General features: G+C 72.1%; 12 protein-coding genes. 3 read left to right on the top strand and 9 right to left on the bottom strand.

What is annotated here, in order from left to right; all coding sequences use genetic code 11:
• Nucleotides 1–53: 53 nt before the first annotated feature.
• Genes ACZ7M7_RS20790 through ACZ7M7_RS20780 form a run of 3 tightly spaced genes read right to left on the bottom strand, consistent with a single transcriptional unit; the run spans nucleotide 54 to nucleotide 4465 of the window.
• The gene (locus ACZ7M7_RS20790) at nucleotides 54–959 is read right to left on the bottom strand and encodes an LLM class F420-dependent oxidoreductase (protein ID WP_472118917.1); all 906 of its coding nucleotides are present in this window, start codon (nucleotides 957–959) and stop codon (nucleotides 54–56) included.
• A gap of 46 nt (nucleotides 960–1005) precedes the next feature.
• Nucleotides 1006–3579, bottom strand: a complete 2574-nt coding sequence (locus ACZ7M7_RS20785) for an ABC transporter permease (protein ID WP_451165824.1) — start codon at nucleotides 3577–3579, stop codon at nucleotides 1006–1008.
• Between the two features lie 4 nt (nucleotides 3580–3583).
• Nucleotides 3584–4465, bottom strand: a complete 882-nt coding sequence (locus tag ACZ7M7_RS20780; protein ID WP_472118914.1) for an ABC transporter ATP-binding protein — start codon at nucleotides 4463–4465, stop codon at nucleotides 3584–3586.
• Nucleotides 4466–4687: 222 nt separating this feature from the next.
• On the opposite strand from ACZ7M7_RS20780, the gene ACZ7M7_RS20775 reads away from it, so the two are divergent.
• Complete coding sequence (locus ACZ7M7_RS20775; RefSeq protein ID WP_383599366.1) at nucleotides 4688–4927, top strand: toxin-antitoxin system HicB family antitoxin; 240 nt, start codon at nucleotides 4688–4690, stop codon at nucleotides 4925–4927.
• A gap of 4 nt (nucleotides 4928–4931) precedes the next feature.
• A complete protein-coding gene (locus ACZ7M7_RS20770; RefSeq protein WP_472118911.1) occupies nucleotides 4932–5306 on the top strand; it encodes a fic family toxin-antitoxin system, toxin component in 375 nt (124 codons plus the stop codon).
• Here the strand turns inward: ACZ7M7_RS20770 and ACZ7M7_RS20765 are convergent, their stop codons facing one another.
• Nucleotides 5307–6002 carry a class I SAM-dependent methyltransferase gene (locus ACZ7M7_RS20765; RefSeq protein WP_383599363.1) on the bottom strand — a complete coding sequence of 232 codons (696 nt, stop codon included), beginning with the start codon at nucleotides 6000–6002 and terminating at the stop codon, nucleotides 5307–5309.
• A gap of 96 nt (nucleotides 6003–6098) precedes the next feature.
• Nucleotides 6099–6785 (bottom strand): esterase/lipase family protein, encoded by a 687-nt coding sequence (locus ACZ7M7_RS20760; RefSeq protein WP_383599360.1) that lies wholly within the window; start codon nucleotides 6783–6785, stop codon nucleotides 6099–6101.
• 114 nt (nucleotides 6786–6899) lie between these two features.
• Here ACZ7M7_RS20760 and ACZ7M7_RS20755 point away from each other — a divergent pair, with 114 nt between their 5' ends.
• Entirely contained in the window at nucleotides 6900–9146 is a 2247-nt protein-coding gene (locus ACZ7M7_RS20755; protein ID WP_472118908.1) for a helix-turn-helix transcriptional regulator, read from the top strand.
• Here ACZ7M7_RS20755 and ACZ7M7_RS20750 read toward each other — a convergent pair.
• The 4 genes from ACZ7M7_RS20750 to bioB are packed head-to-tail and all read right to left on the bottom strand — an operon-like array spanning nucleotide 9143 to nucleotide 12873.
• On the bottom strand, nucleotides 9143–9622 hold the full coding sequence (locus ACZ7M7_RS20750; RefSeq protein WP_472118905.1) for a hypothetical protein: 480 nt from the start codon (nucleotides 9620–9622) through the stop codon (nucleotides 9143–9145). The genes ACZ7M7_RS20755 and ACZ7M7_RS20750 overlap by 4 nt on opposite strands.
• Nucleotides 9619–10335 (bottom strand): dethiobiotin synthase, encoded by a 717-nt coding sequence (bioD, locus tag ACZ7M7_RS20745; RefSeq protein ID WP_451165834.1) that lies wholly within the window; start codon nucleotides 10333–10335, stop codon nucleotides 9619–9621. Before bioD ends, ACZ7M7_RS20750 begins: the two co-directional genes overlap by 4 nt.
• A 2-nt stretch (nucleotides 10336–10337) precedes the next feature.
• The gene (locus tag ACZ7M7_RS20740) at nucleotides 10338–11636 is read right to left on the bottom strand and encodes an adenosylmethionine--8-amino-7-oxononanoate transaminase (RefSeq protein WP_472118902.1); all 1299 of its coding nucleotides are present in this window, start codon (nucleotides 11634–11636) and stop codon (nucleotides 10338–10340) included.
• Nucleotides 11629–12873, bottom strand: a complete 1245-nt coding sequence (gene bioB, locus ACZ7M7_RS20735; protein WP_472118900.1) for a biotin synthase BioB — start codon at nucleotides 12871–12873, stop codon at nucleotides 11629–11631. Before bioB ends, ACZ7M7_RS20740 begins: the two co-directional genes overlap by 8 nt.
• Nucleotides 12874–12993: the final 120 nt, after the last annotated feature.

Below are 12993 nucleotides of genomic sequence, written 5' to 3'. Positions count from 1 at the left end.
GCGATCCCATCACGGGCGGCGGAACGGGAAGCGGAATTCCATTATCCGGACGGCTACTTGCCGCGCAGCCCCGCCATCACCGGGGCAAACGCCTCCATGTACGGCTCGAGGACCGTCAGATACGAGAATCCGTACCGCTCGCGCTGGGCCAGCACCTGCGCGGCGATCTGGTCCAGGGTGCCGGTCATGATGATGGGCAGCTCCAGGGCCTGCTCCAGGGTCAGCTCCGGCACCCGGTCGAGGAGCGGCTGGATCACGGCCTCGCGGTCCTCCGTGACGGTCACCATCTGCAGAAGCAGGTTCAACTCGGCCGGTTCCGGCCGATCCGCCGCGAACTTCCGGTAGCGGGCCACCCGTTCGTCGAGCTGCTCGGCCGTGACGGGGAGCAGCCGCCCGGTCGAGCTCTTCGGGTCCGGGTAGGCGCCTCCGAATGCCGCGATGTCGGCGTGCTCGGCGGTCAGCCGCAGGACGCGGTCGCCGTTGCCGCCGACCAGCAGCGGCACTCGGGGCTGCTGCGTGGGCTGCGGCTGGTACGACTCGGCGACGAGCAGCCGCCCGAGTTCCTCGACCGTGCGCCGCAGATGGTCCACGCGCTCGCGAGGAGTACCGAACGGCAGACCCGCGGTGTCGTGCTCCGCCTGCACGTAACCCGCGCCCAGCCCCAGTTCCAGCCGACCGCCCGTCAGCGCGTCGGTCGTCGCCACCTCCCGGGCGAGCAGGGCCGGGTTCCAGAACCCCGCGTTGAGCACGAACGTGCCCAGGCGCGGCCGCTCGGTCGCCTCGGCCGCCGCGACCAGGGCCGGGAACGGCGCCGGCATGCCCAGATGGTCCGGGACCAGGATCACGTCGTAGCCGAGTTCCTCGGCCCGGCGGCACTTGGCGCGCCACTCGTCGGCAGGGGCGGCGGTCATCAGGTTGACGCCGAAACGGAACGGACGGGGGCCCACCGGTCGCGACATGAACTCTCCTCACCTTGACGGGACTTGAGCGGCTGCCGCGATTCCATCACTCGTGCGCGATGGCCGCCAGCACATTCATGCGCGATGCACGCAACGCGGGCAGCAATGCCGCCACCACGCCCACCACCGCCGAGCCGATCACCACGGCCACGATCGTGCCCCAGGGGATCGCCAGCGCCGTCATGCCCTGCAACGCCAGCACCTGCTGGGTGCACACCCCCCACACCAGCCCCAGCGCGAGCCCGAGGACCGCGCCGAACACGGCGATCACCACCGACTCCAGGCGGATCATGCGGCGCAGTTGCCGGCGTGCGAGCCCGATGGCCCTGAGCAGCCCGATCTCCCGGGTGCGTTCGACGACCGACAGTGCGAGGGTGTTGACCACGCCGAGCACCGCGATGATGATCGCGAGGCCGAGCAGGGCGTACACGAGGTAGAGCAGCACGGCGATCTGATCGTGCACCAGCTGCTTGTAGTCGGCGATGTCCCGGACCTGCACCTGCGGATACGGGTCCAGCGTCTTCTCCAGGCCGGCCCGCAGGTCGCCCGCGCTCGTGCCGGAGGCGGCGTTGACGTACACGGCGGCGTCCTGCCCGCCCGGCGCGTACTTCTCCAGCGTGGCCAGGCCGAAGTAGATGCCGCCCTGGGAGCCGAACCCGTCGGCGGACTCCTGGTCGGTGAGGGCGCCCACCGTCAGCTCGGCCCGCCGGTCGCCCTGGAACTCGACGGGGACGGTGCTGCCGACGCGTACGCCGTGGTCCTCGGCGAAATCCTTGTCCATGGCGAGGTGCCCGTCCGCAAGGGCCGCCGCGCTGTCGCCCTGTGCGTAGGTGATGTTGGCGACCTCGTCGAGCTGCGGTTCATAGGCCGCGGCGGTCGTCTGCACGCGGTCGCCGTCCGGCAGGCGCACCGCGATCGTCGTGAACTGCGAGCGTACGACGAGGCCCACGCCCTCGGTGTCCCGGATCCGGTCGGTGATCTCCCGGGGGAACGGCACGAAGTTGCTGTTCTGCACCACGAAGTCGGCGCCCAGCGTCTTGTCGATCTGCTCGTCGAACGACTTGGTCATCGAGGCGCTCGCCACCGACATCCCGCCGACCAGCGCGAGGCCGACCATCAGGGCGGCGGCCGTGGCGCCGGTGCGGCGTGGATTGCGCAGGGCGTTGCGCTGGCTCATCCGGCCGATCGTGCCGAACAGAGCGGGGAAGGCCCCGCCGAGGACCCGGATCACCGGCCGTACGAGCAGCGGTCCGGCGATCACGGTCGCGATGAGCGTCAGGATGACGCCGAGGCCCAGCAGGGACGCCGCCGTCGATGTCTTCGACGACACGGCACAGCCCACGAGCGCCGCCGCCCCGGCCGCCCCGACCACCGCGCCGACGACCGCCCGCAGCCGCAGCGGCCGTCCGATGTCGGCGATCTCGGCGTCCGCGAGGGCCGCCATCGGCGACACGCCCGCCGCGCGCCGGGCCGGGAGGTAGGCCGCGACGAAGGTGACACCGAGGCCGACGACGTACGCGACGACCGGCGTCCCCCAGCCGATGACCATCTCGGCGGCCCTGATGTTCATGCCCAGCAGGCCCATCAGCTCGATGAGCGCGACGGCCAGCCCGATGCCGGCCGCGAGCCCCAGCGTCGAGCCGACCAGGCCGAGCAACAGCGCCTCGGCGAGGACCGAGCGCCGCACCTGGCGCCGGTCCGCGCCGAGGGCCCGCAGGAGGCCCAGCTCGCGGGTGCGCTGGGCGATCAGCATGGAGAAGGTGTTGACGATCAGGAAGACGCCCACGAGTACGGCGATCCCGGCGAAGCCGAGCATCACGTACTTGATGATGTCGAGGAACCCGCCCAGCTGTTCGACGTCCGACTGGGCCTGCTCGTCGGCGGTGCGCAGTTCGTAGGCGCCGGTGTCACCGCCGAGCTGCTCGGCCACGCGCCGCTTGAGGTCCGTGTCGCTGACGCCCTCGGCCGCGTCGATCGAGATGCTGGTGGCCGCCTTCGGGTCGCCCAGGAGCTTCGTCTGAGCGGCCTCGGTGTCGAAGAAGACCAGTGCGGCGCCGGGGTTGGTGGTGGTGAAGGTGACGATGCCGACGACCTCGACCGGGAAGGAGCCCTCCTGCCCGATGACCGTCAGACGGTCGCCGATCCGTACGTCCTTGCTGTCGGCGGTCTCCGCGTCGATCAGCACCTGCGCGTCGCCCTTCGGGGCGTGCCCGGAGGTGAGCTCCACGGGGCTGCGCTCGGTCGGGTTCCAGGCCGTGCCGATGGTCGGGGCGCCGGTGGTCGGGCCCACCGACTTGCGGTTCTTGTCGGCGACGGTGAGGCCCTCGACGTCCACGTCCGGGCGTGCCGCCGCGACGCCGTCGACCCGGGCCAGCCGGTCGGCGAGCGAGGCCGGCAGGGTCAGGGTCTGCCCGGAGGGGATCGTCTCGTCGAGGGTCTCCTTCGGGGTGACGGTGACGTCGGCGGCGGTCGAGGCGAAGAGCCGGTCGAACGTGCGGCTGACGGTGTCCGAGAAGATCAGGCTGCCCGCGACGAAGGCCACGGAAAGGATCACCGCCAGGGCGGAGAGCAGCAGCCGCCCCTTGTGGGCGAGGAAGCTCCTGAGCGTCGCCTTGAGCACCGGGTCAGCGCTCCTCGGGCGGGGCGGGCCGCTCGGACGGTGCGGGCGAGGCGGACGCCGGCCCGTTGCCGGGGATCGCCCCCGGTGCGGGGCCGCCGCCGTCGAACGGGCCGCGGGTCACGTCGAAACGCTTCATGCGCTCCAGTACGGCATCCGCCGTCGGCCGTTCCATCTCGTCGACGATCCGTCCGTCGCCCAGGAAGAGCACCAGGTCGGAGTGGGCGGCGGCGCCCGGGTCATGGGTGACCATGACGACGGTCTGCCCCAGCTGGTCGACGGCCTCGCGCAGGAAGCCGAGCACCTCCAGGCCGGCGCGCGAGTCGAGATTGCCGGTCGGCTCGTCCGCGAAGATCAGCTCCGGCCGCGAGGCCAGCGCGCGGGCGCAGGCGACGCGTTGCTGCTGGCCGCCGGAGAGCTGGGACGGCCGGTGCTTGAGGCGGTCCCGCAGCCCGAGTGTGTCGATGACCTGGTCCAGCCACTTCTCGTCGGGCTTCTTGCCCGCGATGTCCATGGGCAGGGTGATGTTCTCGGCCGCGTTCAGGGTCGGGATCAGGTTGAACGACTGGAACATGAACCCGATCCGGTCCCGCCGCAGCCGGGTCAGCTCACGCTCCTTCAGCCCGGTGATCTCGGTGTCGCCGAGCCACACCTGTCCCGCCGAGACGTTGTCGAGGCCCGCCAGACAGTGCATCAGCGTGGACTTCCCGGAACCCGACGGCCCCATGACGGCGGTGAAGCGCCCGCGCGCGATGTCCACGTCCACCGAGTCGAGGGCGAGCACCGTGGTCTCACCCGAGCCGTACGCCTTGGTCAGACCGCGGGCGCGGGCCGCGATGCCGTCGGCCGACGCGGGGCCCGGGGCGTAACGGGCAGCTGCTGTGGACAAGACCGCCTCCTCATGGACGGAACGACTCGTCGTCACCGCCGAGACTAATGTGATCCACCACACACCCGGTATCCCCCCGAGGTCCCGGTCGGTCTCCGCCGCAGGTCGGGTCCCTGATATCGATGTAAGGGGCACCCGCCGATCCGGGGACGGCCCCTTGATCCCCGGTGACCCCCGGAGTGGACTCTTGCCGTGCTAGCGCGATCGCGCTAGCTTCGAAGTATGGCGAAGACCCAGTTGAACGTGAGGGTGGACGAGGGCACGGCCCGCGCCGCCCGTGAACGCGCGCTGGCCCGAGGTGTGAGCGTCAACCGCTACATCGAGGAGCTGGTCAAGCAGGACACCGGCGAGGTCGGCAACACGTTCGTGGAGGCCGCCGCCGATTTCATGAAGCAGTACGAGTCGGTGTTCGCCGAAGAGTTCGGCGCGGACCGTGAGGGCACGCGCGAAGGTCGCCACTGATCCGTTGAGCCATCTGAACATCGACCTTGCCTGGCTGCTGATGCTCGCCGAACAGAACACGCCGGGGGACCCCCAGGTCACCGACTGGGGAGCCCTCGTCGCGGCCGTCGCACGCCATGAGGCCGAGATATTCGACGTCCCCGTCTACGACAGCCCGCAGACCCGAGCCGCATCCCTGCTCCAACTCCTCATCCACGTCCCCGCGCTGGAGCGCTCCAACGCCCTGTTCGCCTCCGCCGTCGCCTACGCCTATCTCGTCGCCAGCGGCCTCAAGGTCGTCACCTCGCCCGAGCAGGTGCGCGACCTGGCCCGGCTGGTGAAGGGCGGCGAGGCCACGGTGCACGACATCGCGCGGGAACTGCGGCAGTGGAGCCTGTGACTACTCGCTGACCGGCGGACGCCATGCCGTCCCGAGAGCGCAGTACGACGAGGGCAACGTCGGCCCCCGCTCCGGCATCATCACCCGCCGGACGGGGCCGAGTTCGAAGCCGGCCCCGCGCAGCGCCCCGACCGGGTCGCGGGAGACATGGCAGCCGCCGCTCACCAGCGGCCACACCGTCCGGTCCAGGGCGCGCTGAGTGAGGAGCATGGCGCGCCCGCCGCCCCGCCCGTGCTCGAAGAACCGCACGACACCGCCGGGCCGCAGCACCCGCCGTACCTCACCGAGCGCACGCGGCACGTCCCGCACGCTGCACAGCACCAGCGAGAGCACAACGGCGTCGAAGGCCTCGCTCTTGACCGGCAGCGCCTCCGCCGCGCCCGGCACGACATCCACGGGCACGCCCGCCCGCAGCGCCGACTCCACCGCCAACTGCCGCAGCAGGCGCTCCGGTTCGATGGCGACGACCTCCGAGACGGCCCCCGGATAGTGCGCGAAGTTCAGGCCGTTGCCCGCGCCGATCTCGATCACCCGGCCGGACAGCCCGGCCAGCAGCCGGTCGCGGACACCGCCCATGCCCATCCGGGTCTCGGCGCTGACGCTGGTCCGGGCGTAGAAGCGGGCGAACAGCGGGTGGTGCACGGCATCCCGTGGCACCTTGCCGGAGGCGGCGGACCGTGGGGACCGTAGGGCCATGGGGACCTCCCGGGCGGGACGTGACTCACCCTGATTGTCCCCCGTAAGGGGCCGACGCACCCCCCGCCGTTGCGGTGGCTGCGGTTCCGGGCCGCCTCAGCCGATGAAGTCCCGGACCTGTTCGTACACGCCGTGGTCGTTGTTCATGTCGGTGTGCGAGACACAGCCGACCTCGACGTTCGTCGCGCCGCTCAGGATCGCCGTGGTGTCGGGCGTGAGCGCCTCGTCGCAGTTCGACCAGTAGCTGGCGTACGACACGCCGCCCGGGGTCTCGTCGCCGGAGTTCAGGGCGGTGAGGAACGAGCTGCCGGTGTTCATCTCCGCGCAGGAGGTGTACAGCCACGCGCACCACGAGGCGGTGGACGTGCCGTGGTTCACCCCGGCCGTGGAGACGAAGTCGTCGACGTACGACGTACCGCCGAGGTTCTTGAGGTAGTAGCGGGAACTGAGCGCGCCCAGCGAGTGAACGACCAGGTCGACCTTCGAGGCGCCGGTCCGGGCGAGCACGTTTCTGATCTCGGTCGCGAGCTGCTGGGCGGTGGTGGCGTTCGACTGGGCCCAGTCGTACGACCAGGCGTCCAGCTCGGCCGCCGCGTAACCGTCGGCCTCGAAGTAGCCGGCCCAGTCGTCCCAGCTGCTCGCCGAGCTGCTCAGGCCGTGCACGAAGACGACGGGGTCGTGGGTCGCGGCGTGCGCGGGTGTGGGGGAGAGGGACAGTGACAGAAGGAGCGATGCGGCCAGGGCCGAGGCGGCCGTGGCGATGCGACGCTTGTGGCGCTGCATGATGCCTCCTGAAACGTGTGGGGTTGTCAGGAGTGTCGAGCAGGTCTACGCGCGCCGCATCGGTGAAATCGCCGGTCTTTACGGTTCAAATAACTCGCCAGTAACGTCATTCGTGTGGTGACACCGGTGAACCCCCCACCTCTTGACCGCACTTCGCCACCGCAGCGCACGGACGCGTGGCGAGAACGGGCCGCCACCCTTCCCGAAGGGGTCCGGGTACGGGTGCTGCGTGCCGTGTACGGCGATCCGCGGGCCGCCGCCGAACTGGTCCCGCGTCTGACCGACCGCCAGGCGAGGGGCCTCGACCCGCTGCCCACGGACCCGGCCGGGCTGGCCCCGGCCCTGCTGCGTGAACGCCGGGCGGAGATACGGGCGTTGCCGGACGACACCCGCCTGCTCCTGCTCCTCGCCGCGGCCGACCAGTACCCGGTCCCCACCGACGCCTTTCTGCGCGCCGTCATGGCCGCCCGCCTCGACACCCGGTCCCTGGACGCGGCCGACGCTGCCGGGATCGCGCACGCGGGTGCCGGCGGGGTGGTGTTCCGCGACGCGTGGACGCGGATCGCGGCCTACGAGACGGGCTCCCCGGCCGACCGCCGCGACGTCCACCGCCTGCTGGCCCGCGTGCTGGGCGGCGCGGGGGAGACGCCGTGGCGCTCCTGGCACCGGGGTGCCGGCGCGCCCGGCCCCAGTGGCCGACTCGCGGCGGAACTCGGCGCCGCCGCGCGCACGGCAGCAACTGCGGGGCGGTTCCCCTTGGGGCGGGCATTGGCGGAACGGGCCGCAGCCCTGTGCCCCGAACCGTCCGAGCAGGCCCGCCTGCTGACCCGGGCAGCCGGGTACGCCTGGCGATCGGGCGACGGCGAACGGGCACGGCGGTTGGCGGCTGCCGGCTCCGAGGACGCCCTGAGCGGGGTGCTTGCCCTGCGGGCGGGGAATGCGGGCGAGGCGTTCGACGCGTTGGTGTCGGCGGCGGTTCGGACGGGGTGTGATGCCGGGGCGCGGGAGGGCTCGCGGTTCACGGCCCGCACCCCGGCCCCCGCCACCCACCTCCTCGCCCGCGCCACCGAAGCCGCCATCTACACCGGAGACCTACGTCGCCTGCGCGAGGCCTCGCGTGTGGCCGACCGGCTCGGGATCGTCCCGCCGGGGACGCTGGGCGGACTCGTGGCGGCGTTCGACGGGCGGTACGAGGATGCGCGTGACCTGCTGGAGGCGGCGGCCGGGCGATGCGGACCGGGTGGGGACCCCACCGTGCTCATCCACGCCGGGATCGCCGCCCTGCTCCTCGGCGACCACACCCGCGCGGCCACCGCGACCGTCCGTGCGGCCGCCTCCGCCCGGGCGCGGGGCACCCCCGTGACCGTGCCGCAGGCGATGGAGTTCCGTGTGTACGCCGACTTCTGGACCGGACGCCCCCGTGCCGGCGAGGCCGCCGCGACGGACGCGCTGTGGCAGGCCCACGCCACCGGTCAGGACAACGGTGCCTGTCATCTGCAGGCGGCCCTGGCCATGTTCGCGGCGCTCACCGGAGACGCGGACCTCTGCCGCGAACGCGCCGCGAGCGCCCGGTCGTACGCCCTCGCCCGTGGCCTGGGCCTGCCCGCCGCGCTCGCCCAGTGGGCGCTCGCCGTCCTCGACCTGAGCGGCGGCCGCTTCGCCGCCGCGGCCGCCCGGCTGCGCGCCCTGGCCGGGTTCGGACCCGGGCACGGCCACCGGGCCGTCCGTCACCTGGCCACCCCGCACTACGTCGAGGCCGCCGTCCGCACCGGCGACACCCGGGTCGCCCGGGTCGCCCACGCCGACTATCACCGCTGGGCGAACGCCGTGCGCAGCCCCGACGACCTGGCCCTCAGCGCCCGCTGCCGAGCCCTCCTCACGCCCGGCGCGGAAGCCGTGGACCACTACCGGGTGGCCCTCGACCTGCACTCCCACGGCACCCGCGACTTCGAACGTGCTCGCACGGAGCTGCTGTTCGGCAGCACCCTGCGCCGGCTGCGCCGCCGTACGGAGGCACGCGACCGCCTGCACAGCGCCCTGGAGGCGTTCGACTCCTTCGGCGCCCCGCACTGCGCGGCCCGGGCCCGCTCCGAACTCCGCGCCCTGGGCACGCCGGCCACCCCCACGCGAACCGGCCCCGACAATCCGACCGGCCGCCTCACGGCCCAGCAATTCCTGGTCGCCCGTATGGCCGCAGAGGGAGCCACCAACCGCGAGATCGCCGATCGCCTCGCCCTCAGCCCGCGCACGATCGACCACCACCTGCGGGGCGTCTTCAGCCGCCTGGGGATTCGTTCCCGTATCGAGCTGGTGCGGCTCATCGCCGAGGTCGACGAGAGCGAGGGAGGCGGGACCGGCTAGGCGTCGGCGAAGGCGCGGGCGAACCCGGCGAGGTTCCGCGGGCAGGTCCAGATCTCCCGCGTCATCCGGTGTTCGAACAAGTCCTCCGACTCGGCGTCGGGCCGGGGATCGACGTGGGCCAGCATTTCCAGGACGTCGCGAAGGTTGTCCAGCTCGTCGTCGAGCGGCATGTCGTCACACGGATGCTCGTCGTGGGCGCAGGTCGTCCCTCCGAGCGCCTGCTCGACGGCGCCCATCGCCTTCAGCACACGGGCCTCGGCCGCTGCATCCGGACGGGCGTAGATCACGTAGGGCCCTATCAGCACCAGTCCGAGGGTCCACAGAGCGGTGTCCGGACTGCCGGCTCGGACGCTCGCCACGAGGTTCCTCGCGCAGTCCAGCACCGCCCTCGGCGCATCGCCGAGGTAGTAGCCCTGGCGGATCTCGTCCCACGTGTCGATCAATTCGTCCCACTCCGCGGGAGCGGCGGGCTTCACGGCGCCTCCCTCCCCCGGAACCCCTCCGCATCCCAGGTCCCGAACAACCGCGGCGCCAGCCAACCCGGCGCCGCAGCACGGAAGTCGGCCGGTGCCAGTGCCCCCGCGCCGGTCGGCACCGCACCCAGCAGCGGCGCCCCCGCCACCTCGGGCAGGTCCGCGACATTGCAGCGCGACGCCAGATCCGGTGCCGCGGGCCAGCTGCCGATCACCACGCCCAGCAGGTCCACTCGGCGTGAGCGCAGTTCACGCGCCGTCAGCTCCGTCGTGTTCAACGTGCCCAGACCTGCCGACGCCACCACGAGAACCGGCGCCGCCATCAGCTCGGCCGCGTCCGCCAGCGTGCCGCCCGTCTCGTCGAAGCGGACGAGTAGTCCGCCCGCCCCCTCCACCAGCACCAGGTCGTGCTCGGCGGCCAACTTGGCGGCCGCCTCGGCGATCTCCTGCGGGCGGACCGCAGGCCGAGCGGCCCGGCGCGCCGCCGTCGCCGGGGCCAACGGGTCGGGGTAGCGGGCGAGTTCGGCGGTCGTCACCACGCCCGCGAGGCGCGTGACCTCCTCCGCGTCGCCGTCCTCGTCCGGCCCTACGCCGGTCTGCGCGGCCTTGAGCACCGCCACCGACCGGCCGGCGCCCATCGCCGTCGCGGCGACCGCGGCGGTCGTGACCGTCTTGCCGACCTCCGTGCCCGTACCCGTGATCACCAGGATCGGCATGTTCATCCCTCTCGTACTGCCGCGCACACCGCGCGGCCGATCCGTGCCACGTCCGCGTCGCTCGTGACGTACGGCGGCATCGTGTAGACGAGGTCACGGAACGGCCGCAGCCATACGCCCTCGCGCACGGCGGCCGCCGTCGCCGCCTCCATGTCGACGGCGTGGTCGAGTTGCACGACCCCGATCGCACCGAGGACCCGTACGTCCTTGACGCCTGGAATGTCCGCCGCGGGGGCGAGCCCCTCACGCAGCCCCGCCTCGATCCGCTTGACCTCGGTCGGCCAGTCCTGGCCGAGAAGCAGTTCGATCGAGGCGCAGGCGACCGCGGCGGCGAGCGGGTTGCCCATGAACGTCGGGCCGTGGGCCAGGACCGGCACGTCGCCCCGCGAGATCCCGTCGGCCACGCGCGAGGTGCACAGCGTCGCGGCCATCGTCAGGTAGCCGCCCGTCAGGGCCTTGCCCACGCACATCACATCCGGCGTCACCGCCGCGTGGTCCGCCGCGAACAGTGCGCCCGTGCGCCCGAACCCGGTCGCGATCTCGTCGAACACCAGCAGCACGTCGTGCGCGTCGCACGCCTCCCGCAGCACCCGCAGATACCCGGGGGAGTGGAACCGCATCCCACCCGCGCCCTGCACCACGGGCTCGACGATCACCGCCGCCAGTTCGTCGGCGTGCCGCTCGATGAGCGAGCGCAGCTGATCGGCGTACGGCTCCTCGTACTCGGCCGGCGGCGGGTCCGCGAACACCTGGCGCTGGAGCACCCCGGTCCACAGCTCGTGCATCCCGCCCTCGGGGTCGCACACCGACATCGGCTGCCAGGTGTCGCCGTGGTAGCCGCCGCGCCAGGTCAGCAGCCGCTGCTTGCCGGGGCGGCCCAGCGAACGCCAGTACTGCAGGCACATCTTGACCGCGACCTCGACGGACACCGACCCGGAGTCCGCGAGGAAGACATGCTCCAGACCGTCGGGCGACATGTCGACAAGGAGCTTTGCCAGGCGTACGGCGGGCTCGTGGGTGAGCCCGCCGAACATCACATGGCTCATCCGCGCCAGCTGCTCGCGCGCGGCCTCGTTGAGCACCGGGTGGTTGTAGCCGTGGATCGCCGACCACCAGGACGACATGCCGTCGACCAGTTCGCCCGTGCCGTCCGCCATGGTCAGCCGCACCCCGCTCGCCGACTCCACGACGAGCGGTTCGATACGGCCGGGCATCGGGCCGTACGGATGCCAGACGTGCCGCCGGTCCAGCTCCAGCAGCTCGGGCACGGTCAGGCCGGCCTCGTGACGCGGGTCAGGCATTGGGTGCGAGGTCCGTTCCGGCGCCCCGGCGGCGCACGGCGACCAGGTCGGTGCGCGGCTCGGTGACCGCGTCGGTGCGAGGCTCCCCGACCGGCGCGGCGGGGTCGGCCGTACCGCACACACCGCCACCCTCGTGCGACCCGCACCCGGCGCCTTCGTGCGATCCGCACCCGGCACCGTCGTGCGAGCCGCACCCCGCGCTCTCGTGCGAGCCGCACCCGCCCCCGGCCGTCGCCCGGTGCTCCGGCAGCGTCACCTGTTCGGTGCCCTCCACCTCGAACCCGGCGTCCGCGATCATCTCCAGGTCGGCCTTGCCGGCCTGGCCCTCGGTGGTCAGGTAGTCACCGAGGAAGATCGAGTTGGCCAGGTTCAGGGCGAGGGGCTGCATCGTGCGCAGATGGACCTCGCGGCCGCCGGCGATCCGGACCTCGACGTCGGGGCAGACGAACCGCACCATCGCCAGGATGCGCAGGCACCGCTGCGGGGTGAGGTTCCACTCCTTGGCGAGCGGGGTGCCCTCGACCGGGATCAGGAAGTTGACCGGCACCGAGTCCGGGTCCAGCTCGCGCAGCGAGTAGACGACGTCGACCAGGTCCTCGTCGCTCTCACCCATGCCCGCGATCAGGCCCGAGCAGGCCGAGAGGCCCGCCGCGTGCGCCTTGTTCACGGTGTCGACACGGTCGGCGTAGGTGTGCGTGGTCGTGATGTCCGCGTACGTGCTCTCGGAGGTGTTGAGGTTGTGGTTGTAGGCGTCCGCGCCCGCCTGGCGCAGCCGCTCGGCCTGGCCGTCGGAGAGGAGGCCGAGGCAGGCGCACACCTCGACGCCCTCGTTCTGGTCCTTGATCGCCTTGATGGTCTTGGAGACCCGGTCCACGTCCCGGTCGGTCGGGCCGCGCCCGGACGCCACCAGGCAGACGCGCTTGGCGCCTCCCGCCAAACCGGCCGCCGCGGCCTGGGAGGCCTCGTCCGGCTTGAGCCAGGTGTACTTGAGGATGCCGGTGGTCGAGCCGAGCCGCTGCGAACAGTAGTTGCAGTCCTCCGGACACAGGCCCGACTTGAGGTTGACGAGATAGTTGAGTTTCACCCGTCGGCCGAACCACTGCCGGCGCACCTTCCCGGCCGCGGCCACCACATCGAGCAGGTCGTCGTCGGAAGTGGCGAGGACGGCCAAGGCTTCCTCGCGGGTCGGCAGCTCGCGCCGAAGCCCCTTGTCCACCAGCGTGTTCAGCAGGTCCATGGGAGCTGATCCTGACGTACGGAGGGGCTCCGAGCCAAGGAGAGTTTGCACAACCCTGTCCATTGGATGTGTGGGTATTGCCACACCGTGGGTGCACGCCGCTGCGGCTAGTGTCTGTCC

This window comes from Streptomyces sp. NPDC111606 (genome assembly GCF_055656945.1).
This window is presented reverse-complemented; position numbering and strand designations above follow the sequence as displayed.